Source organism: Paenibacillus lupini (assembly GCF_011761355.1).
In the GTDB taxonomy this organism is placed as follows: Bacteria; Bacillota; Bacilli; order Paenibacillales; family Paenibacillaceae; genus Pristimantibacillus; species Pristimantibacillus lupini.
Genome location: NZ_JAASRW010000006.1, coordinates 171251 through 196777 on the forward strand (window position 1 = coordinate 171251; position 25527 = coordinate 196777).

24 protein-coding genes are annotated in these 25527 nt (G+C 48.2%); 12 read left to right on the top strand and 12 right to left on the bottom strand.

From position 1 onward, the window contains the following. The first annotated feature begins 13 nt into the window (after positions 1-13). Entirely contained in the window at positions 14-1543 is a 1530-nt protein-coding gene (locus FHS17_RS20040; RefSeq protein WP_167280223.1) for a Ppx/GppA phosphatase family protein, read from the top strand. On the opposite strand, the gene FHS17_RS20045 is transcribed toward FHS17_RS20040, so the two are convergent. From FHS17_RS20045 to FHS17_RS20080, 8 genes are all read right to left on the bottom strand, one after another. Beyond that, positions 1534-3603 carry an RNA degradosome polyphosphate kinase gene (locus FHS17_RS20045; protein ID WP_167280224.1) on the bottom strand — a complete coding sequence of 690 codons (2070 nt, stop codon included), beginning with the start codon at positions 3601-3603 and terminating at the stop codon, positions 1534-1536. The genes FHS17_RS20040 and FHS17_RS20045 overlap by 10 nt on opposite strands. A 225-nt stretch (positions 3604-3828) precedes the next feature. Beyond that, the gene (locus FHS17_RS20050) at positions 3829-4296 is read right to left on the bottom strand and encodes an acyl-CoA thioesterase (RefSeq protein WP_167280225.1); all 468 of its coding nucleotides are present in this window, start codon (positions 4294-4296) and stop codon (positions 3829-3831) included. Between the two features lie 136 nt (positions 4297-4432). Then, positions 4433-6187: a pyruvate kinase gene (pyk, locus tag FHS17_RS20055; protein WP_167280226.1), complete on the bottom strand. Its 1755-nt coding sequence runs from the start codon at positions 6185-6187 to the stop codon at positions 4433-4435. Between the two features lie 90 nt (positions 6188-6277). Continuing rightward, complete coding sequence (locus FHS17_RS20060) at positions 6278-7306, bottom strand: acetyl-CoA carboxylase carboxyltransferase subunit alpha (protein WP_167280227.1); 1029 nt, start codon at positions 7304-7306, stop codon at positions 6278-6280. Further along, the gene (accD, locus tag FHS17_RS20065; RefSeq protein ID WP_167280228.1) at positions 7296-8168 is read right to left on the bottom strand and encodes an acetyl-CoA carboxylase, carboxyltransferase subunit beta; all 873 of its coding nucleotides are present in this window, start codon (positions 8166-8168) and stop codon (positions 7296-7298) included. Before accD ends, FHS17_RS20060 begins: the two co-directional genes overlap by 11 nt. Before the next feature lie 36 nt (positions 8169-8204). After that, positions 8205-8393 carry a hypothetical protein gene (locus FHS17_RS20070; RefSeq protein ID WP_015846041.1) on the bottom strand — a complete coding sequence of 63 codons (189 nt, stop codon included), beginning with the start codon at positions 8391-8393 and terminating at the stop codon, positions 8205-8207. Positions 8394-8489: 96 nt separating this feature from the next. Next, complete coding sequence (locus FHS17_RS20075; RefSeq protein WP_167280229.1) at positions 8490-8984, bottom strand: phosphatidylglycerophosphatase A family protein; 495 nt, start codon at positions 8982-8984, stop codon at positions 8490-8492. Positions 8985-9113: 129 nt separating this feature from the next. After that, positions 9114-12782 (bottom strand): DNA polymerase III subunit alpha, encoded by a 3669-nt coding sequence (locus FHS17_RS20080; RefSeq protein WP_167280230.1) that lies wholly within the window; start codon positions 12780-12782, stop codon positions 9114-9116. A 122-nt stretch (positions 12783-12904) separates the two neighbouring features. Here FHS17_RS20080 and FHS17_RS20085 point away from each other — a divergent pair, with 122 nt between their 5' ends. The 5 genes from FHS17_RS20085 to FHS17_RS20105 all read left to right on the top strand — a co-directional run bounded on the left by FHS17_RS20085 (position 12905) and on the right by FHS17_RS20105 (position 16447). Next, positions 12905-13231 (top strand): YtrH family sporulation protein, encoded by a 327-nt coding sequence (locus tag FHS17_RS20085; RefSeq protein WP_167280231.1) that lies wholly within the window; start codon positions 12905-12907, stop codon positions 13229-13231. Positions 13232-13234: 3 nt separating this feature from the next. After that, positions 13235-13750, top strand: a complete 516-nt coding sequence (locus tag FHS17_RS20090; RefSeq protein ID WP_167280232.1) for a sporulation membrane protein YtrI — start codon at positions 13235-13237, stop codon at positions 13748-13750. Positions 13751-13852: 102 nt separating this feature from the next. Next, entirely contained in the window at positions 13853-14149 is a 297-nt protein-coding gene (locus tag FHS17_RS20095; protein ID WP_167280233.1) for a YtpI family protein, read from the top strand. 540 nt (positions 14150-14689) lie between these two features. After that, positions 14690-15793, top strand: a complete 1104-nt coding sequence (rsgA, locus tag FHS17_RS20100) for a ribosome small subunit-dependent GTPase A (protein ID WP_167280234.1) — start codon at positions 14690-14692, stop codon at positions 15791-15793. 111 nt (positions 15794-15904) lie between these two features. After that, entirely contained in the window at positions 15905-16447 is a 543-nt protein-coding gene (locus FHS17_RS20105; protein WP_243865460.1) for an HIT family protein, read from the top strand. 16 nt (positions 16448-16463) lie between these two features. Here FHS17_RS20105 and FHS17_RS20110 read toward each other — a convergent pair whose 3' ends face one another. The 3 genes from FHS17_RS20110 to FHS17_RS20120 all read right to left on the bottom strand — a co-directional run bounded on the left by FHS17_RS20110 (position 16464) and on the right by FHS17_RS20120 (position 18818). Continuing rightward, on the bottom strand, positions 16464-16700 hold the full coding sequence (locus FHS17_RS20110; RefSeq protein ID WP_167280235.1) for a hypothetical protein: 237 nt from the start codon (positions 16698-16700) through the stop codon (positions 16464-16466). A 274-nt stretch (positions 16701-16974) separates the two neighbouring features. Next, positions 16975-18297 (bottom strand): DRTGG domain-containing protein, encoded by a 1323-nt coding sequence (locus FHS17_RS20115; RefSeq protein ID WP_167280559.1) that lies wholly within the window; start codon positions 18295-18297, stop codon positions 16975-16977. A 26-nt stretch (positions 18298-18323) separates the two neighbouring features. Further along, complete coding sequence (locus tag FHS17_RS20120) at positions 18324-18818, bottom strand: hypothetical protein (RefSeq protein WP_167280236.1); 495 nt, start codon at positions 18816-18818, stop codon at positions 18324-18326. A 183-nt stretch (positions 18819-19001) separates the two neighbouring features. On the opposite strand from FHS17_RS20120, the gene FHS17_RS20125 reads away from it, so the two are divergent. Next, complete coding sequence (locus FHS17_RS20125) at positions 19002-19349, top strand: helix-turn-helix domain-containing protein (RefSeq protein ID WP_167280237.1); 348 nt, start codon at positions 19002-19004, stop codon at positions 19347-19349. Between the two features lie 42 nt (positions 19350-19391). On the opposite strand, the gene FHS17_RS20130 is transcribed toward FHS17_RS20125, so the two are convergent. Next, positions 19392-19682, bottom strand: a complete 291-nt coding sequence (locus FHS17_RS20130) for a hypothetical protein (RefSeq protein ID WP_167280238.1) — start codon at positions 19680-19682, stop codon at positions 19392-19394. Positions 19683-19870: 188 nt separating this feature from the next. Here FHS17_RS20130 and FHS17_RS20135 point away from each other — a divergent pair, with 188 nt between their 5' ends. The 5 genes from FHS17_RS20135 to FHS17_RS20155 are packed head-to-tail and all read left to right on the top strand — an operon-like array spanning position 19871 to position 25498. Continuing rightward, a complete protein-coding gene (locus FHS17_RS20135; protein ID WP_167280239.1) occupies positions 19871-21247 on the top strand; it encodes a YheC/YheD family endospore coat-associated protein in 1377 nt (458 codons plus the stop codon). Positions 21248-21259: 12 nt separating this feature from the next. After that, entirely contained in the window at positions 21260-22495 is a 1236-nt protein-coding gene (locus FHS17_RS20140) for a YheC/YheD family endospore coat-associated protein (RefSeq protein ID WP_167280240.1), read from the top strand. After that, a complete protein-coding gene (locus FHS17_RS20145) occupies positions 22492-23865 on the top strand; it encodes a YheC/YheD family endospore coat-associated protein (RefSeq protein WP_167280241.1) in 1374 nt (457 codons plus the stop codon). Before FHS17_RS20140 ends, FHS17_RS20145 begins: the two co-directional genes overlap by 4 nt. Continuing rightward, positions 23865-25028: a YheC/YheD family endospore coat-associated protein gene (locus tag FHS17_RS20150; RefSeq protein ID WP_167280242.1), complete on the top strand. Its 1164-nt coding sequence runs from the start codon at positions 23865-23867 to the stop codon at positions 25026-25028. The genes FHS17_RS20145 and FHS17_RS20150 overlap by 1 nt, the downstream gene beginning before the upstream one ends. Continuing rightward, complete coding sequence (locus tag FHS17_RS20155; protein WP_167280243.1) at positions 25028-25498, top strand: GNAT family N-acetyltransferase; 471 nt, start codon at positions 25028-25030, stop codon at positions 25496-25498. Before FHS17_RS20150 ends, FHS17_RS20155 begins: the two co-directional genes overlap by 1 nt. Positions 25499-25527 lie beyond the last annotated feature (29 nt).

The window sequence follows — 25527 nt, forward strand, 5'->3', positions numbered from 1 at the left end:
GGAGGAACTTGCGATGACTGAACAACGAATCGGCATCATCGATATCGGCTCTAACTCGGTTCGCCTTGTCGTCTATGAGCGGACGGCAAACGGCGCGCACCGGGTCATTGACGGAGGTAAGCGTCCAGCCCGCCTGGCCGAACGCGTCGATGACAGCGGCTGCTTATCTGAAGAAGCAATTACGGAACTGCTTGGTACATTAAATCATTTTACCATGATTTGCGCTCATAACCGAACCGGACATATTCGCGCAATTGCAACAGCTGCTATCCGCAATGCTGCCAATCAATCGGAAATTCTTGATGCTATTAAGTCGGAGACGGGACTTACCATCGAATTATTAAGTGGTGCAGATGAAGCGACTTACGGCTTCCTTGGCATGATTAACGCGATGGACGTACAAGACGGCTTCCTCGTCGACATAGGCGGAGGCAGCACGGAGGTATCCCTGTTCCGCAATAAGGAGTTAGTTCAATCCGTATCCTTTCCTTTCGGTTGTGTCAGCTTGAATCGGAAATATGCGGTTAAAGGTCTGTTAAGCGAAGAAGGGTTAAAAGGCATTGAGTCACTCGTCACTGAATCCGTCAAGAATGAGCCTTGGCTGTTGAAGTCACCGTCACTGCCACTGATCGGGGTAGGTGGAACCGCCCGTGCGATGGGTAAAATTCATCAAGCGGTGACCAAATATCCATTCACCCAGACTCATAACTATCCGATGACCGGTATGGATGCAGACTTCTTGTTCCAGGATTTGTTCCAAACCCCGCTCGATAAGCGGCGCAAATTCCCGGGGTTATCCAAAGACCGGGTTGATGTCATCGTGCCTGGTATTGCTGTGCTGCGCACTCTTTTCCGCCTGCTCAAGGCGTCTCATTACCGCATATGCGCTTCAGGACTGCGAGACGGATTGTTCTACGCTACCCGGTTCCCAGGCCGTTCTCTGCATCAGGATGTGCTTGCTTTCAGCCTTAGTAATTTAAGCGCCCTTCATCCGGCTGCCCCCAAGCAGCATGTGATGCAGGTTAACCGGCTGGCGCTTCAGCTGTATGATGAGCTGCGGCCTGTCCACCTGCTGCCGAATCGAGGCAAAATGCTGCTTGATGCAGCCTCAACCTTATTCCGAATTGGAGCATCTATTGATTACTATGACTATGCGAAGCATACATTTTATCTGATCGTCAATTCCCATTTGAATGGCCTTGCTCATCGCGAAATTCTAATGATTGCAGCCATAGCTTCCTACAAAAGCAAAAATCGGACCCGCCAGCAGCTCCTCGATTATAGGGAACTGTTAAACGAATCCGACTATGATACAATTCATAAACTTGGTGTTCTGCTCCAGCTTGCAGCAGCACTTGACCGCAGTGAGACACAAGCCATTGGCAGGCTTGAAGCTTCCCAATCGGCAAATCAACTGCTTCTTGATCCCGTACGTTCCGAAGGAACATTAGCTCTTGAAGCACGAGAAGTCGATGAATTAGCTTCCGACTTCAAAAAACTGTGGGGACTTATTCCTGTTCTGAATCTGCCCGACTATACGTAATATTTCCACTGCGGAATCGATCTCGCCTCGAATTGGCTGCGGAACGGCATCATTTCATTTTTAACATGAGTATAGGTGCCGTTCGACTGCAGTTCTCTCGACTTTACATTATCGTCAAGATTCAGCTGCAGCATGTTAATCAGCGTCTTGCGAAGGTTTTTGTCAAACACCGGTGACATTAACTCAATACGTCTCGTTAAATTCCGTGTCATCCAATCCGCGCTCGACAGGTACACCTCTTCATCCCCGCCATTATGGAAGTACATTACCCTTGCATGCTCCAAGAAACGATCCACAATACTGATCACGCGAATATTCTCGCTGCGTCCTGCCACTCCTGGTCTGAGACAGCATACACCACGAACGATTAATTCGATCTGAACCCCAGCCCGTGATGCTTCATACAGCTTATCGATCATTTCCTGATTTGAAAGTGAGTTCATCTTCGCGATAATACGTGCTGGAATGCCCTGCTCAGCATTCGTAATCTCACGATCGATCAACCGGAATAACTTCTCCTTCAAATCCGTAGGTGCTACGCCAAAAGCCTTCCACTCATACGGCGATGAATAACCAGTCACTTCATTAAAGAGCGCCGACGCATCACTGCCGATGATCGGATGTGAGGTGAAAAGACCAATATCGGTATATAACGTTGCTGTACTGTCATTATAATTACCCGTACCGACATGTACATAGCGGCGGAGCGTGCCTTGCTCTCTGCGGACAACTAACAGAATTTTGGCATGCGTCTTTAATCCAACTAGCCCATAGACAACATGACAGCCCGACTTTTCCAGCTGACGAGCCCAGGCAATATTCCGTTCCTCATCGAATCTGGCTTTGAGCTCAACAACTACCGTCACCTGCTTACCAGACTCCGCTGCTTTCGATAAGGCTTGCACAAGCGCAGACTGTCCGCTTACACGATATAAGGTCATCTTAATCGCCAGAACATCTGGATCCTCTGCTGCCTGCTCGATGAAATCAGTCACCGCATCAAACGATTCATAAGGGTGGTACATAAGTACATCACGTTGACGGATTACCTCAAACATGTCATCCGTCTCGTCAAACTCATGCGGATAGACCGGATCAAGCCGGCTATATCGAAGATTATCATGACCTGGAAGAGAATGAACAAATTTCATCAAGAAGCTGAGATCAAGAGGTCCATCGATCTCGATTAGATTATCCTCAATTTCCAGCTCTTCCTTCAGAATCTCAAGAGCCATCGGATGCATACCGCGGGCTACTTCCAGCCGAACCGGAATACCCCAACGCCTTCTGCGAAGCTCCTTCTCAATCTCCTCCAAAAGGTCCTCTGCACCATCTTCATTCAACGTAAGGTCGGCATTACGAGTAAGACGGAAAGGATGAACGGCCGTAGGCGTGTAACCGTTAAATAAGGATGTAATATTATGCTCAATAAGATCTTCCAGCAGGATAAATTCCATCTTCTTGCTGTTAGTTCTGCCGGGAACCGGTACAAACCGAGGCAGGATCGAAGGAACTTGAACGATAGCAAAGAGCGGACCATCCTCGTGGATTGCATGATCTTGCTCCTGTTGGAGCAAGATCGCCAGATACAGCTCCTTGTTATGTACAAGGGGAAATGGCCTGCTCTGGTCTACTGCCATCGGTGTCAGTACTGGGAACACAATTTCTTGAAAATACTGCGTTACCGCTTTGAGCTGATTGGCATTCAGCTCCTCAACGGATGTAATCAATATGCCTTCCCGACCAAGACAACGGAATACTTCCCGATAAGTTCTGTATTGATCATAAACCATCGTCGTGGTTCGTTTAATTAATCTTTTCCAAAGACCTTGAGGCGTATAGCCTGTAAAATCCATCTTCGTATATCCAGCCCGTATCTGATCTTGGATACCGGCAACTCGTACACTCATAAACTCGTCTAAATTACTTGTTACAATAGACAAAAATTTGGCGCGTTCAAGCAAAGGATTGCTCGTATCCTGTGCTTCCTGGAGCACTCTGCGATTAAATTCGATCCAGCTTAGATCCCGATTCACATAGTGGGACAATTGTCTTGTCATTTCCTTACGCCTCCCCAATCATGTCCCTATTATGACAGAAGACTATTATTGGAATATTAACGAATTGTAAAGATAAAGTTAACACGGCTTCGGTTGTTTCGGCCGAGTGCTCCTTGTGGTTTCTTTCTTGATCAACCTTAAACAGGTTGAAACAAACGCACAATAGTCGCACTCGACTCGAAACAACCTCCACATACAATAAAGAAATAAAGAAATAGGGATCAGCTATGCCATTGACTGAAGCAAAGCATATAATTCCGGCAGGCCTTTATCCAGTCTTGCCGGCCGCCATTTCTCATTTACCCAGACATGCTTGGTACCGCCTGTAACCAGTCTTTCACCAGGCAGCTTCTCTTTATTCTCAACGATAGCAGGGTGGAATTCATCAAGATCTACTCTGCGGATTTCGGATTCGAAGGATAGACGAACTGGGGAAAAATCCGCGACTCTTGTACAAATCAGCAGGGTATCGTCATAACGTGCAGGTAGTTCGTAGCGGCATTGAAGATCTACAACCGGCAGCAATAAGCCTTGTTGTTCGATGGATTTGTAATCATAACCTGCAGAGCGGATCAGCTCCGTCCGGCCAATTTCAAACCAAGTTATGTAATTGCCATGAAAAACAACCCCCATTTGATCCGTTTCCTGATAGCGCACGCGCAGCGGATGCAGGAACCATTTCTGTGACGGCATAATTGAAGCTACCCCCTATATTATTACGAACTTCATTTACAAATAATTAACCTTTAGTTGAAACAAAAGCGAAGGTGAATTGCTCACCCTCGCTTCTGCTCCTCTCTACGCTGTAGAGAAATATGAAATTGTGAGATTACAGGACTTTAGCTTGTCCGGAGTATACAACACCAGTCTCACCGTAGACTGTAACTTCAGTACCGTCCATCAACAGTTCAGTTGCATTCGAGATACCCAGAATAACTGGAATACCAAGGTTGATGCCACAAACTGCAGCATGGCTAGTGATGCCACCTTGCTCAGTAATAACGGCTGCTGCTTTTTCGAAAGCAGGCATATATTCTTTATCTGTCGATACCGTTACAAGGATCGAACCAGCTGTTACTCTTGCATTTGCTTCTTCAGGCGTGCGTGCTACAACGATACGGCCGGTAGCTGTTTGGCTGCCGATACCTTGTCCTTGTGCCAGAAGCTCGCCTACATGGTGGATCTTGATCAGGTTTGTTGTGCCAGCGCGGCCAACAGGTACACCTGCAGTAATAACAATTGTATCGCCAAGGCTGATCAGGCCAGTGCTTCTTGCACCTGCAACAGCATTTTCGAACATTGCATCCGTTGTTTCAGCAATCTCACCAAGAACCGGTTTAACGCCCCAGATCAGAGCCAGACGACGCATTACTCTCTCGTCGTTTGTTACTGCGATGATTGGTGCTTTAGGACGATATTTGGCAACCATACGAGCTGTGAAGCCACTTTGCGTCGAAGTTACGATCGCTGCAGCGTTCAGGTCAAGAGCGGATACTGCAACCGCTTGGCTGATCGCTTCTGTTACGGATGTTTGTTGAGCACTTGCTTGTTTGTTGAAAATTTCACGGTATTCCAAAGCCGCTTCTGCGCGCTCAGCAATACGGGACATTGTTGTTACCGCTTCAACCGGGTATTTACCAGCAGCTGTCTCGCCGGAGAGCATGATTGCATCTGTACCGTCGAAGATCGCGTTCGCTACGTCACTCGCTTCTGCACGAGTAGGACGCGGGTTGCGCTGCATCGAATCCAGCATTTGAGTAGCTGTAATAACTGGTTTACCAACGCGGTTACATTTTTCGATCATCGTTTTTTGTACCAGCGGTACTTCTTCAGCCGGGATCTCAACGCCAAGGTCACCACGAGCAACCATCAGACCGTCGGAAACTTCCAGAATCTCATCGAGGTTGTCAACACCTTGTTGGTTCTCGATTTTGGAGATGATTTGGACATGACTTGCATTGTGACGCTCAAGCAGCTCACGGATTTCAAGCACGTCGCTTGCTTTACGTACGAACGAAGCTGCAACGAAGTCGATGCCCATCTCGATACCGAAGATGATATCGTTAGCGTCTTTTTCTGTAATACCAGGAAGGGAAATAGCAACGCCAGGAACGTTAACGCCCTTCTTGCTCTTAATTTGACCGCTGTTTACGATGCGGCAAATAATTTCAGTTCCTTGCACTTCTTCAACTGTCAAACCAATCAAGCCGTCATCGATCAGAATTGTCGAACCAACGGATACGTCGTTTGGCAGGTTGTTGTAAGTGATAGGCACGCGGTTAATGTCGCCCAGAATTTCTTCTGTTGTCAGCGTTACTTGCTCGCCTTGAATCAGCTCGATAGGCTCTTCTTTCAGTTTACCAAGACGAATCTCAGGGCCTTTCGTATCGAGCAGAACAGCTACCGATGTTCCCATCTCTTTGTTCGCGATCTTGATGTTCTTGATCCGGTTGCCATGCTCTTCAAAGTCGCCGTGAGAGAAGTTCAGACGGGCAACGTTCATACCCGCTTTAATCAATTTCTTCGTGTTTTCCAACGATTCGCTGGAAGGTCCAATCGTACAAACAATTTTAGCTTTACGCATGTTTAATTTTCCTCCGTTTAGTGCCTGCTATAGTCATTATTATCAATAATCTAATACTTGAGCCGCAGCTTGTACAAGAATCAAAAATTTTTATACTTTTGCGGATTCCGTCATCTCAGGAGCTTCCGTAACCTCTTCAGCTTCCTGCGAAGCAGTCTGAGCAATTTGGAATTGTCCAATCTTCCGGAATTTATGGTAACGGTCTTCAATGAGTTGCTCAGCTGTCATCGGCAGAAGTTCCGCCAAATGCTTCCACAACTTCTCCTTCAGCCGTTCAGCCGTGAACGCCAAATCTCGGTGTGCGCCGCCTTGCGGCTCCTCAACGATATCCTCGATCACTTCGAATTCGAGCAAATCCTTAGCCGTAATTTTCATTGCCTCAGCTGCAATATCTGCTTTTGTTGCATCCTTCCACAGGATGGAAGCTGCACCATTTGGCGAAATTGCAGAATAAATCGCATTCTCGAGCATAAGAACCCGGTTGCCGACGCCAAGAGCAAGAGCTCCACCACTTCCGCCTTCACCAATTACGATGCAGACGATCGGCACACCAAATCCGGCCATTTCCCTTAAGTTACGGGCAATCGCTTCGGACTGACCACGCTCTTCAGCAGTGTTGCCTGGATAAGCACCCTTAGTATCAATGAGAGTAATAATCGGGCGATTAAACTTATTGGCTTGCTGCATAAGACGCAGTGCTTTCCGGAAACCTTCCGGGTGAGGACTGCCAAAGAAACGGGCAATATTATCCTTCGTATCCTTGCCGCGCTGATGGCCGATTACCGTAACCGGTAATCCGTTCAGCTTAGCGAGGCCGCCGACAATAGCCAAATCATCAGCATATAGACGGTCGCCATGCAGTTCGATGAAATCCGTAAACACCGCTTGAATGAAATCAAGCGATGTTGGGCGCTGATGAAGACGCGCGATATGCATCTTCTGCGCAGGAGTCATTTCGTTGTACAGCTCTTCCTCCATATTCTTGCACTTCTCTTCAAGACGCGCAATTTCTTCGGAAAAGTCCATACCGTTGCTCTCAGCCAGCGTCTTCAGTGTTGCAATTTTCTCGCGCAAATCACTGATTGGCTTCTCAAACGGAAGCATTTGTTCACCCGCCATGGGACAATCCCTCCCTTACGGTATGCATATCCAGCAGCTTGCCAAGCGTTGTCTTCATATCCTTACGGTGAACGACCAGGTCAAGCTGTCCATGCTGCATGTTGAACTCTGCTGTCTGGAAGTTGTCCGGCAGCTTCTGACGAATCGTCTGCTCGATTACAATCCGGCCGGCAAAACCAACAAGAGCGCCGGGCTCGGCCAAATTGTAGTCGCCAAGACTCGCAAAGCTGGCGGAAACTCCGCCCATCGTTGGATCTGTAAACACCGAAATGAACAAGCCTCCAGCCCCTTGAAACATGGAAAGAGCGGCGCTTGTTTTCGCCATTTGCATTAAGCTAAGTATACTTTCCTGCATACGAGCACCGCCGGAAGTGGAGAAAATAAGCAGCGGCAGTTTCTTCTCATGTGCCGCTTCGATTGCTCTTGTTATTTTCTCACCAACTACAGACCCCATGCTTCCACTGAAAAAGTCAAAGCTCATCACTGCGACTACGACCGGATGGCCGCCAATCGTGCCTTCACCTGTTACAACAGCTTCACGAAGATTTGGGTTCTTCTGACGCTGCTGCTCCAGCTTCCCTTTGTACCCTGGGAACTCCAAAGGATCGACCGATTCCATATCAGCATCGTATTCATACAAACGCCCGTCATCAAGCGTCATCCCAATCCGTTCAAAAGCACTCAGACGGTAATGATGCCCGCACGACGAGCATACCTTCAAGTTTTTATCCAATTCTTTGCTGTACTGAATGGTGCCGCATTTGGAGCACTTATTCATTAGACCTTCCGGTATGTCGCGCTTAGGGCGTTCAGAAGGGATGGTCGCATACTTCTTCTTTGAAAATAAGTCCTTAATTTGCAATGTGTGACACCTCTCAAGGCGCAATAGTATAAGGTTCTACGGCTGCATAATGGAGTTAAATACTTCCTGTACTTCCTCCAATTCACCCGATGGAACCAAGATCTCATATTGCTGTTTAGACAGATTAACTGGACGGACTTTTACGAGAAAGCCTTCTTCCGTAAGCCGCTTCTTGATGTTGTCCGCGATTCTAGCGGTTGGAGCGATGTAAATGACCGTCCACATTATGGTACCTCCTGAAAACTTTACCTTGGGCAAAGTTCGCATCTTCAAACAAGTCAATCCCGTTTAAGGCCATATGATGTCATAATGATACCACAGTCATGGCGAATCGGGCAAATGGTATTGGATGGCTTTTGGGTCCTGGTGCGCGATCCTAGCTGATGCTGCCGCAGCCAATCCCGCTACAAGGTCATCGAGAAACACATGAATTTTCTCGCCTTTCAGGTTGAGCTGACGAATAATGCCGGGCTTTACTTTATCCAAATATCCGAAACTCGTCAAGCCAATCATGCCATAAACATTCGTAATCCCTAGAGCTAAAGTCTCATCTACCCCATATAAAGACTCATCCGTCTCCATGATCGCCTGCAGCGGTTCCGGCAGCAGTCTGCGTTCTGCCAGCTCATCCAGCGCAATACCCGTATAGAGCACGTATTGCACTTCACGTTTTTCCAGTACAGCCCTTACGCTCTCTTCGCATTCAGCAATAGTCAAATCTGCATTATAGGGGCGCTGCAGTGTATATACAATTTCTGCAATATCATCAACACTTACTCCACGTTTCAACAACCAATTTTCGATTCCGGACGTCATGTCCATCCCTCCCGCATATGCTTGTACGTCTTCATGCAACGTAAGCTGGGAAAAAACAGCGGCAACGATGCCGCTTAATCCCACTTGTATCACTAAATGTATGCGGGAGATCTTAAGGTTGTGCATAAATTATCTGACAATTACAGCTCCTTGCCCAAGCAATTGCTCAATGGCGCTGAACAACTGTGGTGAAGGCTTCGTGCGGTACGTCTCGCTAAGGGCAATTGAGCGCTGTTCCCGTTCATAGAAAAGCACTGTATCAAGCTGTCCATGATGGGATGCAAGCAGCTCCTTCAGCTTCTCGAGTACATCAGGATGTTCATTTGATGTGGTAATTTTGATATAGATGCGCTGACGCTTGCGTTCAGAGTGCGCTACAGTTTGACGTTCAGACTGTTCGACTGGCCTTGCCGGCGACTGCGGTTGCGGCTGTGGTTGCGGCTGCCGTGAAGTTGTCACCGTCTGAACGGCTTGCTTAGCAGCAGGCTTTAGCGCTGAGGACTGCGGCTGATAACCGGATCCTGCCGATCTGGCAGCACGACTTCTCGCCTGTTTCCTCATCCGGCTAACCTGCTCGGTAAGTTGAGCGGTGGAAGCTGAGCCTTCCTGAATCGGCAGAACGTCCTCGACAATAAGCTTAAAATCTTCATCCTGCTGCTGGACGGTAGCTTGCACAATAGCAAGACCACCTTTCTCCAGCTTATCGCCGCACCGCTTCCATACAGCCGGGAATACGACAGCCTCGGCTCGCATGACTCTATCTTCCAGTTCTAGAAAACCCATCGCATTTCCTTTTTTATTCGTAAAAGGTTTTAGAGATACAATTCTGGCGCCAATTACAGCAGGTGCACCTTCTGCGGCTTCAGCAAGCTCGACGAAACGGTCCAGTCCAAGCGGCTCAAGCTCTTCCTGAACGGCATCAAGCGGATGGCCGGACAAATAAAGGCCCAGCAGCTCCCGCTCCAGCTCCAATTGTTCGCCCGTTGAATAAGGACGGATATCTGGCAGCTCGACATCCCAGTTCTGCACCTCATCAAATCCAAACAGCTCAATTTGCAGCTCTTCGCGTTCTTTCCGCCATTTGAGCGCAGCTTCCACTGTCTCTTCTAGTGCAGCAAGCTGCTGAGCACGATGGCCGGGCAGCGTTTCAAGCGCACCAGCCTGTATTAGGGATTCTAATACACGCTTGTTCACTACACGCAGATCAACACGTCGGCATAGATCAAGCAAGCTGTCGAACGGACGCTCCCTGCGTTCCTTCTCGAGCGCTTCAATCGCCTGTGTACCCACGTTCTTAACCGCCGCAAGGCCGAAACGGACTGCACCTTCAACCGGCGTAAAAGTAACACCACTTTCGTTCACATCAGGCGGCAGAACCTCAATTCCCATCCGCTTGCACTCATCTACGTATTCTGCCGTCTTGCGCTGGTTGCCCGTTACAGAGGCGAGCATCGACGCCATAAAAGGCACCGGATAATTAGCCTTCAGCCAGGCGGTCTGGAAGGCAAGTACACCATATGCCGCAGCATGAGCACGAGGGAAGCCATAGTCGGCGAAACGGACGATCATATCATATACAAGATTCGCTTCTTCGCTCGTATACCCTTCACCTAAGCTGCCCTTCACGAAATGCTCTCGCTGCTCATCAAGCACTTCCCGCTTTTTCTTCGATACAGCACGACGAAGTAAATCCGCTTCACCCAGCGAGAAGCCTGCCATCGCGGAAGCGATCTGCATGATCTGCTCCTGGTAGACGATAATACCGTACGTATCTGCCAGAATCGGCTCAAGTGAAGGATGCGGATATTCAACCGGAGCAAGTCCATGCTTACCTTGGATATATTTCGGAATAAACTCCATTGGACCCGGACGGTACAAAGCGAGTACCGATACGATATCTTCAAATTCCGATGGCTTCATCTCACGCAGGACACGTCTAACGCCTGATGACTCCAATTGAAAAATACCCATTGTCTCACCACGGCCCAGCATCGCATAAGTTGCCGGATCGTTATCTAATACTTTACGGAAATCAATCTCCTTACCATATTGACCCTTTATCCAGGTGAGCGACCTCTCCAAAATCGAGAGTGTCCTTAAACCTAGAAAATCCATCTTCAGCAGCCCGATAGCTTCCAGATGCTCCATGGAGTATTGGGTAAGCGCCGTTCGTTCACTTCCGGCCTGCAGCGGAACATAGTCGGTCAACGGCCCGCCGGAAATGACAACACCCGCCGCATGGGTGGAGGCATGACGCGGCATGCCTTCAACCTTCAGCGCCATTTGGACCATCGCATTGGTCTTCGGCTGACGCTCGCAAGCTTCGCGAAGACCTTCGCTTATTCGAAGCGCATCCTCGAGCGTAATGCCAAGCTGATTCGGAATCAGCTTAGCCGCCCGATCAACTTCAGCAAACGGTACATTCATGGCACGTCCTACGTCGCGGACAGCTGCTTTGGCTGCCATCGTACCAAATGTAATGATTTGCGCGACATGCTCATCACCATATTTGGCCGAAACATACGCAATTACCTCATCACGCCGTTCATCATTAAAGTCGATATCGATATCCGGCATTGTAATCCGCTCCGGATTCAGGAACCGCTCGAAGAGCAGCTTGTATTTCAACGGATCAACATCCGTGATGCGCAATACATAAGCTACAAGGCTGCCCGCCGAGGAGCCCCTTCCCGGGCCGGTACGGATGCCTTGCTCATGCGCAAAACGGACAAAGTCCCACACGATCAGGAAGTAATCGCTAAAGCCCATATTTTCGATAACGGACAATTCATAGTTGAGCCTTGCTTCGGCACGCTCACGGTAAGCCGGATCCTCTGCCCATTGCGGCAATCCTGCGTACCTTGCAGCAAGCCCATCCCGGCATAGCTCTGCCAAATAAACAGCCGAAGTCATCCCATCAGGTACCGGCCGGAACACTGGCAGCGCCGCACGGCCAAACGTAAGCTCAAGCGAGCATTTGTCCGCAATTTCGGCTGTATTCTGAATCGCTTCCGGCACATGACGGAACAGGAGAGCCATCTCATCCTCGCTCTTCATGAACAGCTGATCCGTCTGCATCCGCATCCGGTCCGTATCGTCCACCGTCTTGCCGGTACCGATACAAAGCAAAACATCCTGCACAGCAGCATCAGCAGCAGTTAAATAGTGAACATCATTTGTAGCTGCCAGCTGAATGCCAGTCTCTCTAGACAGCTCAATCATCGCGGCTGCTACTTTCTTTTGATCAAGCATGCCATGATCTTGCAGCTCCAGATAGAAGTCATCACCAAAAATGTTCTTATACCGTAATGCAGCTGCCAGCGCTTCTTCCCGGCGATCATGAAGAAGATGCTGCGAGATTTCCCCATTCAGGCAGGAGCTTAAGCAGATCAGCCCTTCCGAATGAGCTTCCAATACTTCAAGATCAATACGCGGCTTATAATGAAAGCCCTCCAAATGGCCAATGGAACATAATTTCATCAGGTTACGATAACCTGTCTCATTTTTGACCAGAAGAATCAAATGATAGATTGGGTTCTCTTTGCGTGTTCCCTTCTCGAAACGGGATCCCGCTGTAAAATACATCTCACACCCGATAATCGGCTTGATGCCTTGCGCTAGACATGCTCTATAAAAAGGAATAGCTCCGTACATGACTCCATGATCCGTAAGGGCGAGCGCCTTCATCCCAAGACCAGCCGCTCTAACTACTAAGTCGCGGATTCGGGCAGCGCCGTCAAGCAGACTGTATTCGCTATGTACGTGCAAATGCACGAAGTTGGATTCTACGCTGTTCATCCACATCTCCCTTTCCGGTTCTTATTCCTTCTATTTTATCATAATAGGCCATACACCGCCCATAGAATGGTAGTAAAGCAGCCGGACAGGCTGGATTATGCGTCAGAAGGCAGGTGTAACATGTGAACGTGATTTTAACGAAAGCCGGACTAGACTTCTTTATCGCCTTTGGCGTCGTCCTCGGCGGGTCTATGCTGGCCGGAATCGGTTCGGTCTTTCTGCTCCTCCCCACCACCTCAATTATGCTAAGTACTGCCTCAAATTTGAAAATATGGGCGATCGTCGCTGCAGTTGGCGGTTCTATTGATCCAATGCGGGTTATTGAAAGTAATATCGCAGATGGGCATCTCTCTCCTGCCGTTCTACAGATCGGTTATATTGCAATTGCCTTTCTTGGCGCCCATATGGGGACCGAGTTGGTCAAGCTCATCTGTAAAGGAGCGGTTTGATGCATGCGAGTGCCACCGTTCGAACGATATATGAAATGGTTACAAATGTGCGGGGTTCTTTTGCTAGGTATGCTGCTAGGTGCTATCGTCTATAATTCGATCTATCACGCTCAGTTCGATGCGCTAGTCAGCCTAAAGAGCGAACTTGAAGTTAAGCTTGAGCAATATGAGACTGATATAGAAAGCTTAACTGAGTTTAAAAACCAGCATACCGTCATCAAAAGCGTCCTGCCTCACATTGAAGAAGAAGCTGGACAAAAAACAGATAAACCAAAGCTCGATAAAGTAACCGAGGCACAATTAATAAAGCGGATTAAAGCAGATCTGTCGGTCTTCCTTGGGCAAAGTATCTATGAAATCGATTCCGATGCTAAGCTTGCCAGAAAGCTCCTAAGTAGAAAAATCTATACCAATGTCCTCGAAAAAGATTACACCGTTGAAATTACAACTATGCTCCTCGTAGATAATAAACTGCAGGTCTGGGTAAAAGTTAGGCTGTATGAGCGTCCGCCTTCTTAATTCGCATTTATTTCCGGTTCTGGGCGGTTTCATGCTACAATAGCCAAAGTCAAATAGTAAACTTTTACTTACTTATTTAACAAAAGGAGCTGTCGGTTTACCATGGATTCACTCATGCAATGGGTGTTTGCGCCATGCATCATATTCACATTGGCGCTTACTGTGTTTTTCAGCTTTAAATCACGCCGTTCAACAGATACACGCATTCGTGGTCTGAACGCATCCCGAATGAATATCAGCATGGGCTTTATGCTTATGTTTATCGCAGGCGTTCAGCTGTTCCTCTCCGGTACATCCACCGCACGTATCGTGATCGGGTCGATCTTCCTTGTCATCGGATTTTTTAATCTGTTTGCGGGATTGCGTAACCATAGTATTTTTCGGACTATGCAGCAGTAAGAGGTAGTTGTGAAAATGGATGCTGGTCACTGCGTGAACGAATGTTTCTTCCGATCGCTGTTGATTAAGGATTCCTCTGATTTAACTTGGACAAGGTAGGAATCCTAAATCAAAGGCGAACGCTCCGCTTCTCCAGTAACATTCGTTCACTCCGTTCTCTCATTATCACAAAAAATCTACTGCTGCCTGTCCTTTGGGGCAGTTAAAAGAGCCGACCGGTGCATTTCGCCGGTCGGCTCTTTTATATAACACGGAATTTTTTCTTTTAATTAAATTTTCCATGGACATTAATGTCATCTACTACCTATAATTAGCACATCTTACTACAGGAGGCTGATGTGAAATGAAAAACCTATCGATTGTTACAACGTCCCTTAACGTTCATTATTCTCGGCCTATACGGACCGCTTTCTAACTCTTAGAGAAGCGCCGCTGGACCGAGAGGTCCTTGCGGCTTTTTTTGTACCCACCGCAGGGATTCCCTGCGGTTTTTTTGTTGTCCAAATTCAATCAAAACATATAAAAGAGGAGCATTTTAATTTGAAAAATACCGAAACAAAGCAACAACACTTGGCCTATGGCTGGAATCACGATTGGGAAAATAAACTGGCGCAACTGCCAGCTAGCTCACGCTTGCTTTCTCCCGCACGGGTTATCGCTCAGCATTCCCACTCTTATCAGATCATGACGCCGGATGGTGAACATACAGCTACAGTCACAGGCAAATATGAATTTAATGCGGTGCTAAAAAGCGATTTTCCTGCCGTTGGAGATTGGGTCATGGCGGAGAAGCTGGCGGGAGAAACTCGTTCCGTCATTCACTCTCTCCTGCCTCGCCAAAGCGTGATGATCCGCAAAGCGGCCGGAGGTGCAGTAGACGACCAGGTTATCGGTGCCAATATGGATTATTTATTCATTACGAACGCCCTTAACCAAGATTTTAATGTTCGTAAAATGGAGCGCTACTTAATCGCGGCATGGGAAAGTGGTGCTGCTCCGGTTATCTTGCTGACGAAAGCCGACTTATGCGAAGAGCCCGAGGCTTTCGCAGCTCTCATGGAAAGTGCCGCACCAGGCGTACCCATCCACTTGATCAGCGCCCTACAAGACCAAGGGAAAGAGCAGCTTCTCCCTTATTTGCAAGCGGGTAAAACAATTGCTGTCACAGGCTCGTCCGGCGTTGGAAAGTCAACCTTGCTGAATTGGCTCGCAGGCGACAACATCATGGAGACACAGGGCATCCGCGAGAACGATGCGCGCGGACGTCATACAACGACGCACCGGGAGCTGTTCCTACTGCCAAGTGGTGCACTTGTCATGGATACGCCAGGTATGCGCGAGCTCCAGCTGTGGGATGCGCATGACGGACTAGAGCAGGCTTTTTCCGATATTGAAGAGCTGTCTGCCCAATGCCGTTACCGGGATTGCCGTCACGAATCGGATCCCGGCTGCGCTGTTCTGCAAGCAATCGAAGATGGAACACTGGAAGCAAAACGGCTGCATAACTACAAAAAGACAGCCAAAGAGCTGTCTCATCTCGCCCGTAAAGAAAACAGCCTCGCGAAAAAAGCAAAAAAGGCAGCCGGCTCTTCACCACGTAAAAACGAACACCGAGCAAAAACGGACGTTTGGGACTACGATTAAGCCGTTAGCGAGCAAAGCCTTCGCCGATCTATCTGAGAAGTCTGGCGAAGGCTTTCTTCTACATAATCACATAATAGGGTAAGTAATAATTTTCCATGTGGTTAGTTTCATATGTCCATTAACAATCTGACTCAGATTGATTATATTCCTAGTGAATCCATTATTACTGAGAAGAGGGATATATTGAGTGAGGAATGGAAAAAAGACCGGTTTGGAGCAATAGAACGCGGAGAGAATCCGATGGTCATCACCAAAATGAAAAGCGGTTATGCCGTAATAGGAGATACTCAATTCTTGCCCGGGTATTGTGTACTTCTTGCTTACCCAAAGGTTAACTCTCTAAATGATCTAACCCTGCAGCAGCGTAATGACTATCTGCTCGATATGAGCTTAATCGGGGATGCGATTCAGTTCGTATGTAATCCGCGGCGGATCAATTATTCGATTTATGGCAACTCGGATGCTTTCTTACATTCTCATATTTTCCCCAGGTATGATTGGGAGCCAGAGGACAAGCAGTCTTATCCTGTTTGGCAATATGAAGCTCTATGGCATTGGCGAGAGCTTCAATACAACGATGAAAAGCATGGACAACTTCGAAAAAACATCACAGATAAACTTAATAATCTCATAAACGAAGCTTACAAAAATTAGCTCCACTAACTCATTACTACTTTCTCCGTATCACCCTTAATGCCAACATATACAGCAAAAAGGTGATCATTACTCCAATCAGATAAGCCTGCCACGTGAAATGAACAACAACAAAAGAACTATCATGATATTGAAAATCTCCAAAGTCCTCACTCTGCTTAGCATTCATATATCCAACAAACAAAAAAACAAAGTACGGGATCAACAAACTAAGTGCAATCCCCAAAAAAGTCTGCTTCATTGTAAGCTTCAAATCAATTACCTCCATCCATAAAAAGGGCTGCCAAACAAATGGCAGCCCTTTACCTATTCCTTTAAAAATGATTGATTCATTTAGTCGGTAGTGGGGGTGAAAGAAATGTATCTCCTGAAGGAAGGTCTATGCTTCCGAAGTAGCTTTCTTTCAGAAAGCTTTTAAACGCCTGCCTTTGCTTACACTTTGCAACCCTTGAATAGTATTCAAGGGTTGCAAAGTGTAAGCAACAGCGGCCGTAAGGAGATACCTTTCTGCAACCCCCATGCCCTACCTAATAAGAATCAATCATCTGAGCCGTCATCATAACCTTCGCAGCCAGCCCCGTCTGATCAATGAGCTCGATCTCGAGCTTGGTTGATTTGCGGCTCATCTCAAGAGCGCGCGGCACGATCTTAATCTGGCTGTCGATTTGAACTGGCTTGATAAAGAGTGCCGTCATCCCATCGATCAGATAATCCCGCTTGCCGGCGTCACGAATCATTCGCCTGCCTGCTTGCGTCATCAGCGTCACTAGAATCCCTTCCGATACCATACCTAGGGAGCCGGACATCTGAGGCGTTATCGCGCCTTTGTAGATCGGTGTTCCTTCTGCCTCATCCGCATCAAAGCCAGCCCAGATCAGATCGTCAAACGTCTCGCCAATCTCCTGCTGTTTGCCAGCAAATCGCAGCGCTTCAAGCAGCTGCTGGCGGGTAACAACCCCTAGCAGCTTCCGGTGACGGTCAACAATGGGCAGCAAATCAATGCCTTCTGCCGCCATCGTATGCGCTGCTGATGTAACTGCAATATTAGGTGCAGCGGTGATGGGATGCTTCGTCATCAGCTTATCAATCGTGCAGTCATCAGGCGCACCGCCTGTATCCTTCGATGTCATCATACCAACAACTCTGCCTCGGTCATCAATAACCGGGAAGCGCCAGCTGCCCGTCTCACGGCATAGCTTAAGAAAGTCGAGCAGCGTATTGCCGGTTCGCAGCACATCAGCGGGTCTGCTGAAGGTCATTAAATCTTCAATGAGCATGATTTTACGCTTAATAAGACGGTCGTACATCGCCCGGTTAATCATCGAGGCTACAGTAAACGTATCGTGCCGGGAAGAAATGATCGGCAGGCCATTCTCGTTCGCAAGTGCCTTTACTTCTTCACTTGGCTCGAATCCACCAGTGATGAGAACTCCAGCTCCCTGTTCTAGTGCACAACGATGTGCCCCAGCCCTGTTACCTACAATGAGCAAGCTGCCTTCATCAATATAGCGGAGCATGGCATCAATCTCCATAGCGCCAATGACCAATTTATGAAGCGACTTGTCAAGACCCGAAGCCCCTCCGAATAAATGTCCTTCCACAATCTCTGCCACTTCTCCGAAGGTCAGCTGATCAAGTGCTTCACGTCTTCTCCGGTCGATCCGAACCGTTCCGATTCGTTCTTTAGTGCTGACAAGACCAGAAGCCTCAGCTTCCTTAATCGCCTTATAAGCTGTTCCTTCACTGACGCCAAGTGCTTTGGCAATTGCCCGCACAGATATTTTCTCTCCGATGTTCAGCGTCTCTATATATTGCAAAATTATTTCACGTTTCGTAGTACTAGTGTCCATGCCGGAAACGGTTGCCACACTCCTCTTTAAGCCTTCGTTCGTCTCATACCATTATACCAGTCGATGGACACGCTCGCGACCTTTAGTCCTGCGTCCACCTCTTGGCCGTCTGCGCCGGTAAAACGATATTTGTCGAATACTTGTTGGAGGGAGTGCACGGTAAATGCTTCTTGTGTTCCTTTAAATATAAAGGCATACCAGTCATAATTGATAGGCACAGGATACCGCAGCTTCAAAATCGGGTACTGATCGATTACAACGGCCTGCGAAGGAATCTCTGCATATTGACTGGAAAACAACAAAGAGCCTTTCTCACTAAATGGCCTTGCGATCATTTCCGAGGTTAAGCTCATTTGATACTCCACATGCTGCGTACGGGGGTTCACTCTGCAGCTGAAACTGCCGCATGCTTTTGCTGATTTATTAGTCTTATGTAAAATGCGGTACGAAAACTGCACCTGAAACCGCATATGCTGATAGTAAGCTTGTACGTTCCGAAAAAACTCAAACTCATCAACCATAAGCGTTGCTCCTTGTTAAAAAGTTCCTATTTAGGAAATCATATTAATAGGTAGAACCTTTTTACACAATTATAATAAAAAGCATAACTTTTGGTCAATGACTATAAGCACTATTTTTAATAATGACTATAAGACGTTGTTGCTGGAATAGGAAACCTCTATCTTAAGGCTGAGGTGACGAATGTGAACGAAATCAGCCGAAATATCGGTGATAATATACGTGCTATACGCAAGCAAAAAGGCTTCAGCCAAGAGCAATTGGCTCTTAGGGCTGAGATTAACGGCTCTTATATGGGTCAGGTGGAACGCGGCGAGAAAAGTCCTACGATTGATGTCCTGGGAAAAATCGCCCAAGCGCTTAAGTGTCCGCTTGAAGAGCTGGTTCATTTGTCCTCGACAGCTCGAGAGGAACAAAGCAGCAGCTATGCCGATAAGATTGCCAATCAGCTTCAGGGCTTGTCTGTGAAAGAACAAGAGGCCGTCTACAAATTTGTAAAGCAGCTTGTTCAATTTAAAGATATACAACCTTAAACAAGAAAAAGCCCCTCACGGGGCACAGGCTGCGCATTATGGTTAACCTCTTGCTTTTCGTTTGGAGCCTCTGTTCACAGTCTGATGCAGCCTGCGCTCCCAGCTTCTTCTCTTCGCCCGCTTGATACGGTCGAGCTCCTTCTTCTTCTCTTCGTTCATCCACAATAATGCGTTTAAGTGAGCTGCTATAACGAGCAGTGCAAACAAAGTCCACACCACTCCGAAAATCGTCGCCGCATTCCATGGACCATTAAGCTCCACCTTCGTTACCCCGTAGAACAGCATTCCTACAGCCGCCAGCAAATAAATAACATGCTTAGCTTTACCCTTCATCTTCGCCTCAACTCCCGCTCTATCAGCTTGTCCGCATCACTATCCTATGATGACAACCTTACAGATATGACCCGGCATTTCAATCACCAAGGGATAGATGTCCTCATATGATGAAGTAATTCGTGTAAAACACCTATGGGCCTTTATCCGCTTTTCGTCATCCTCCTGCTTGGAAGGAGATTTACACAATGCTCAAATCGAAAGTAGCCGTGCAGCTAATAAGCTCCGGCATGCTTCCGGAAGATACGATTATGCTTGGTGAGGTCTACTTGAAACAGTGGCATATTTCGCACAGCATGTCGATCACGCTCAGATTCGGGACATTCCGGAAGACGGTTAAAATTATCCCGGTACCAAAGTACGATGGTATGCGTATGAACCAATCTCTTGGCAGACAACTGGGCATTCTCACCAATACCGCCCTTCGTTTGCAATACGAAGCGTCTTCCACGACCCTTCGGCTTGGACCGCTGATCGGCGTACTTATCAGCCGCGATTATCCAAGCACACCTGACAAACCATTTGGTACCATCACGATGTTTTGCAAGGAACTAGTCGATGGCAGCGCCTCACAGGGAGCACATGTTTACTTCTTCACTCCGAACCATATCGCTGGAAGCAGCGATAAACAAATCGAGGGCTGGACCTTCGCAAATGGTTGGAAAAAAACGAAGCTGCCGATGCCGGATGTTGTCAACAACCGGTTAACCTCCAGAAAGCTGGAGAGCAAGGCAAGTGTACAGTCGTTTTTTAAAGAGATGAAGAATACACATCATGCAAGTGTGTTCAACGAAAAGTTCCTAGACAAAATGGAAGTATTCGATGCGCTGAAGAAAGATCAGACCGTTGCACGCTATTTGCCGGAGTCCCATTTCCTGCGTAATTACACCACACTTAAATCCATGTGCGCCCGTTATAGCAATGTATTTCTTAAGCCTTCCAAAGGCAGCCTCGGCAAAGGCATCATTCGTGTCTCTAAGCACGAAGGTGATACCTATCAAGCTCTGTTTACAACCGGCACGGGAACAAGACGGCAGGTGTACCCTAACCTCGTGAAGCTGTTCTCAAATATCTCAACCAAGATGAAGACGATCCGCTATCAGATTCAGCAGGGGCTCACCTTGATTGAAATTCAGAAACGCCCTGTTGACTTTCGCGCCGTCGTCCAGAAGAACGCAACGGGCAAGTGGACACTCACTTCGGTCGTAGCACGTACAGCCAGCAGCCAGCACTTTGTCTCCAATCTTGCTCGCGGCGGAACTCTCAGCACGGTTAGTGAAGCCGTTGCACGCTCTAATATATTCGCCGGCAAAGAAGGAGCCGCCAAACGTCTGCGTACCGCTGCACTAACTATTGCCGAAGGCATCGATAAGCAGATTCCGGCACATTTTGGCGAGCTTGGCATTGATTTGGCGCTGGATACGAATGGACGCGTATGGCTGCTGGAGGTCAACTCCAAACCGTCGAAAAGCGATAATACACCACTCAATCAGGAAAACGACAACAAGATCCGGCCATCGGTTCGAAATGTTATCCAATACTCCCGGTTCTTATCGGGATTCTAGTCGGAGGGCCTTATGAAGGCTGCGCTTATAAGAGTGGGAGTGTTCGTTGCTTCGATTGAAACAGTCCCGGCGGACAAAACGGCCGGAGAAACTGGACGGATCAAGCTGCCCGAACCGTTGTTCTATCAGAAGCTGAGCGAGGCGGCGGAGCGGCTTGGCATAGACTTGTTCGTATTTTCACCTAGTCAATACAACAAGCACACCAAGCAGTTAACCGGCTTCCGCTTCCGCAGCGGAAGCTGGACCGAGGAGCAATGTTTGCTGCCGGATATCCTCTATGACCGCTGCTTCTATAAGCAGGCTGCGGAGAGAGCTGCCTGCCAAGAGGTACTCGCTGCTATAAGGGAACAACATCCCATTCGATCATTAAGCGGCAGCCTTCCGGCCAAATGGGAAGTTTATAACTCCCTTCGCCAATTCCCCCAATTGCTGCCTCTTCTCCCACAGACGGCTAAGGTGGATCAAAAGGGATGCCTCGCAAGGCTGATCACACACCATGGCAAAGACATCTTCCTGAAACCATCAGCCGGGATGCAAGGGAGAGGTGCAATGCGAATTAGATTCCTTCCCTTATCGCTGCAATGGGAAGCGACTGGCCGAACGAGAAAAAACCTCCCTTTCCGCCGTTATTTCGAAGATTACTCTGCGCTTACGCAATGGATCACAACATTCATTGGGCATGCGTCTTATATAGCTCAGCCTTATTTGCATCTGATTGACCAAAGCGGCAATCCATTTGACTTAAGAGTACTCGTACAGAAGGATGGCAATGGACGCTGGGGCATTACGGGCACAGCTGTCCGCATCGGCCTCCCTGATTCCGTGACTTCAAATCTCCATGGTGGTGGAACAGCATCAGGAGCATCCGAGCAGCTCTCTCAACTGTTTGGATCTGCTAAAGCCAAGCGAATGATTAACAAAATACAAGACATCAGCATATACACAGCAGAGAGGCTCGAGAACAGCTTCGGCCGATTAGCCGAGCTTGGCCTTGATTTCGGAATTGAGCCTGATGGCCGAAGCTGGCTGCTTGAGGTAAACGCCAAGCCAGGAAGATCATCCTTCCAGCAGTTTGGCGATCATCTGGCGGATCAGCTGTCGGTAGAGATGCCTCTGCGTTATGCACGGATGCTCACGCAGAGGTCTAATAAGCCTTTTGTAACAAATGACTCCGCAACAGCCCCAATCCTTGTCTATCCATCAGACAAAAGGATACGGTCTGACAACGTTCAGGAGGTTCACCCATGAGCTTGACAACTTGTAACGTCCATTTCTCTCAACAATCGGATAAAGTTATTTACTTATCCAATACACTTCTGAAGGAGCTGAAGCTGGCCGGCAAAAAAACCGTCCACCTCAAGCTTGGCAAAGAAGTGATTACAACAGCCGTAAGGCCCGTCCGGCGGCAAGGCAATCATCTCTATCTGTCCGCCGGAGTCAGACAATACATCCGGGTTCCCAAAACCGGCAGCATCTTCGTTCATACGTCCGGCGACAATGAGGTACAAATTGGTCCGCTCATCGGCGTTCTAAGTGATTCATATGCCCATTCCGAGAACCTGCCCTTTGGCATGAGAACCAACTTCATCAAGCAAATCGTCCGTTCAGGGGACCGGAAGGCTTTTCTATTTGGCTTTACTCCCCAAGATATTAATTGGCAGCAAGAAACGGTAAACGGGTATTTTCTGAACTCGCATGGCGGCTGGTACCGTAAAACCGTTCCTCTCCCTGATGTCATCTACAACCGGCTGCCAAGCCGCAAAGCCGAAACGTCAAACTACATCGGTTCATTACGTGAGAGACTGCTTCGCAAGAAGATTCCTTTCTTCAACTGGGGCTTCTTTAATAAATCCGATGTATATAAATTATTGGATAACGATCCGGAGGCGCTGCACCATCTGCCGGAATCCGTATCCGGTCCAACTAGTGAGAAGATGAAGCAATTGCTCGAAAAGCATCATTTCCTCTATTTCAAACCAACGGCGGGCAGCCTTGGAGTAGGCATTTACCGGCTGACCTACCATCCTAAACGCGGCTACTTTGCGCGCTATCGGAAAGGCTCACGCAATGTACTGCTTCGTTTCTCTACCTTCAACAGCTTATACCGCATGCTTCAATCCCGGCATGGAGCAACACTAAGCAATTATGTCGTGCAGCAAGGCATTCGGCTTGTGGAGATTGACGGCTGTCCGCTCGACTTCCGTTTCCATATGCATAAGAATGGCAAAAACGAATGGGTACCTGCTGGAATTGGTGCAAAAAAAGCTGGTAAAGGCAGCGTTACAACCCATGTCAAAAACGGCGGTGCCCTGATGACACCGGAACAGGCGCTTAACCGCGTATTCGGCGCACAAGGCAAAGAGGTGCTGGAGAAAGCAAAAAAAGTGTCCATCAAGATGGCCGAAGCCATTGAGCGGAATTATCCGCATCGGCTTGGCGAGCTTGGCCTTGATATTGGCATTGATAAAGATAACGAAATATGGATGTTCGAAGCAAACGCGAAGCCGGGACGCTCGATCTTCAAGCATCCTTCCCTTGAAGCGGAAGGCAAAGCTTCCGTCGAATGCATTATTGATCATTGCTTGTACCTCAGCAAGTTTCAAGGAGGGAACAGCTAATGGAGACTCGAACCGCTAAGAAAGAAGAGGTGTATGAACGGCCGGCGGGGCGCCCGGTGCTTGCGATACTGACAATTGAAAATGATGAACAGTTATTCCGGGGCAACCGCCACAACTTTGCGGACATTATACGAACAGGTCAAGAAAAGGGATTTCTTGTCTATGTGCTTACGGTAAAAAACCTAATATTAGGGCGTAACAATCTACGGGGCTTCATCTACAATGAGAATTCGGATTCGTGGCAGCAGCGTTTGCTGCCTTTCCCGGATATTATTTATAACCGTATTCCGCTTCGCGAGGATGAGATGCTTCCTGCCGTTCAGAACAAAATCGCCGCTTGTATGCGGGACCCGCGGATTAAGCTGTTTAACCCTTCCTTTTTCAACAAGTGGTATTTATTCGAATGGCTGCGCGGGAACAAATCCACCAAGCCGTTTATTCCAACTACGCGTAAGCTGGTAACAGCGGTGAGGCTGGAGAGAATGCTGCAGAAGCATCCTTTCCTCTATCTGAAGCCAGAAAGCGGTAAAGCCGGTAAGGGCATCATGACCGTCAAATTGCAGCCCGACAAACCACTCCCTTATCTGCTTAAAGTACAGGAGAACAAGAAAAGCTCCACCTTCGGCTGCACGGATATTCAGAAGCTGTGGAATCGGATCAAGAAGGAAAGCGCCGGGGAGCCTTATATCGCCCAGCAAGGTATCCAGCTTGCTTCCTTTAACGAGAGAAGATTTGATCTCCGGGCGCTCGTGCAGAAGAATGAACGGGGCAAATGGGATTTAACCGGTATAGGTGCCCGCGTTGCGGGTTCCTCGAGTATTACGACCCATGTTCCCAGGGGTGGATCAATAGAAGACCCTGAGAAGCTGTTGAAGAGCTCCTTTAATGCCGATCAAGCGCGTAGAATTCTTATTAAGGCGAAAAAAACGTCGATCATGATTGCAAGACAAATTGAAAAAGGATCCGGCTTTATGCTCGGCGAAATGTCTATGGACCTTGGTATAGACAGTGCCGGCCACATCTGGTTCTTCGAAGCTAATTCCAAGCCAATGAAGTTTGATGAGCCGCATATCCGGCAGAAATCGCTGGATCGGATTTTTCAATACAGCACTTATCTTGCAAGAATGAGGAACGAGAGAATGAAGCAGGAGGCGATGAGATAATGGAACTGCAGCTGCTTACTCCCGAGCAATGGGTCTTAGAAAGAAAGAGACTGATTGAATTTGCTGTCCGATTCGGGGAGAAGCGGCTGACAGTTGCAGCTATCCATTCCCTTCGGCGATTGTCGCCGGATTTACTGACTGGTGATGGCGCTGTAATCGCCGTCGCAAAGGTCGGCAGCCGGATTGTAGGACTTGGTTTTGCAGCTGAAGCCGGAGAACAAAGCTGTATCATCGTCACTCATCCCGAAGCCCGTGGCATCGGGATCGGATTCGCCGTCATGAATGCGATGATGCAGAAGCTTGGGAAGCTGACCTGCCAGGTCGCGCTCGACAACGTGCCGAGCCTAACTCTCTTTTTCCGCCTCGGCATGAAAGCCGTCGCAATATCGACCGGACCAACCGGTAAGCCTACGCTGCGGTTCGAATGGTCGAAGGAAGAGGCCGTGGGGCTTGCTGAGCAGCAATTATAGAAAAAGGAAATCCGCCAGCTCAAAGCTGA

What these genes read in the sequence shown, in the direction of transcription:
- FHS17_RS20080 (WP_167280230.1), bottom strand. Translation starts at nt 12,782, where the DNA reads ATGAACAGCGTAGAATCCAACTTCGTGCATTTGCACGTACATAGCGAA.
- FHS17_RS20115 (WP_167280559.1), bottom strand. Translation starts at nt 18,297, where the DNA reads ATGGACACTAGTACTACGAAACGTGAAATAATTTTGCAATATATAGAG.
- FHS17_RS20130 (WP_167280238.1), bottom strand. Translation starts at nt 19,682, where the DNA reads ATGAAGGGTAAAGCTAAGCATGTTATTTATTTGCTGGCGGCTGTAGGA.
- FHS17_RS20075 (WP_167280229.1), bottom strand. Translation starts at nt 8,984, where the DNA reads ATGACGTCCGGAATCGAAAATTGGTTGTTGAAACGTGGAGTAAGTGTT.
- FHS17_RS20145 (WP_167280241.1), top strand. Translation starts at nt 22,492, where the DNA reads ATGAGCTTGACAACTTGTAACGTCCATTTCTCTCAACAATCGGATAAA.
- FHS17_RS20095 (WP_167280233.1), top strand. Translation starts at nt 13,853, where the DNA reads ATGGATTCACTCATGCAATGGGTGTTTGCGCCATGCATCATATTCACA.
- FHS17_RS20135 (WP_167280239.1), top strand. Translation starts at nt 19,871, where the DNA reads ATGCTCAAATCGAAAGTAGCCGTGCAGCTAATAAGCTCCGGCATGCTT.
- FHS17_RS20140 (WP_167280240.1), top strand. Translation starts at nt 21,260, where the DNA reads ATGAAGGCTGCGCTTATAAGAGTGGGAGTGTTCGTTGCTTCGATTGAA.
- pyk (WP_167280226.1), bottom strand. Translation starts at nt 6,187, where the DNA reads ATGCGTAAAGCTAAAATTGTTTGTACGATTGGACCTTCCAGCGAATCG.
- FHS17_RS20070 (WP_015846041.1), bottom strand. Translation starts at nt 8,393, where the DNA reads ATGTGGACGGTCATTTACATCGCTCCAACCGCTAGAATCGCGGACAAC.
- FHS17_RS20150 (WP_167280242.1), top strand. Translation starts at nt 23,865, where the DNA reads ATGGAGACTCGAACCGCTAAGAAAGAAGAGGTGTATGAACGGCCGGCG.
- FHS17_RS20050 (WP_167280225.1), bottom strand. Translation starts at nt 4,296, where the DNA reads ATGCCGTCACAGAAATGGTTCCTGCATCCGCTGCGCGTGCGCTATCAG.
- FHS17_RS20105 (WP_243865460.1), top strand. Translation starts at nt 15,905, where the DNA reads ATGTCCATTAACAATCTGACTCAGATTGATTATATTCCTAGTGAATCC.
- FHS17_RS20060 (WP_167280227.1), bottom strand. Translation starts at nt 7,306, where the DNA reads ATGGCGGGTGAACAAATGCTTCCGTTTGAGAAGCCAATCAGTGATTTG.
- FHS17_RS20090 (WP_167280232.1), top strand. Translation starts at nt 13,235, where the DNA reads ATGCGAGTGCCACCGTTCGAACGATATATGAAATGGTTACAAATGTGC.
- FHS17_RS20120 (WP_167280236.1), bottom strand. Translation starts at nt 18,818, where the DNA reads ATGGTTGATGAGTTTGAGTTTTTTCGGAACGTACAAGCTTACTATCAG.
- FHS17_RS20040 (WP_167280223.1), top strand. Translation starts at nt 14, where the DNA reads ATGACTGAACAACGAATCGGCATCATCGATATCGGCTCTAACTCGGTT.
- FHS17_RS20155 (WP_167280243.1), top strand. Translation starts at nt 25,028, where the DNA reads ATGGAACTGCAGCTGCTTACTCCCGAGCAATGGGTCTTAGAAAGAAAG.
- FHS17_RS20045 (WP_167280224.1), bottom strand. Translation starts at nt 3,603, where the DNA reads ATGACAAGACAATTGTCCCACTATGTGAATCGGGATCTAAGCTGGATC.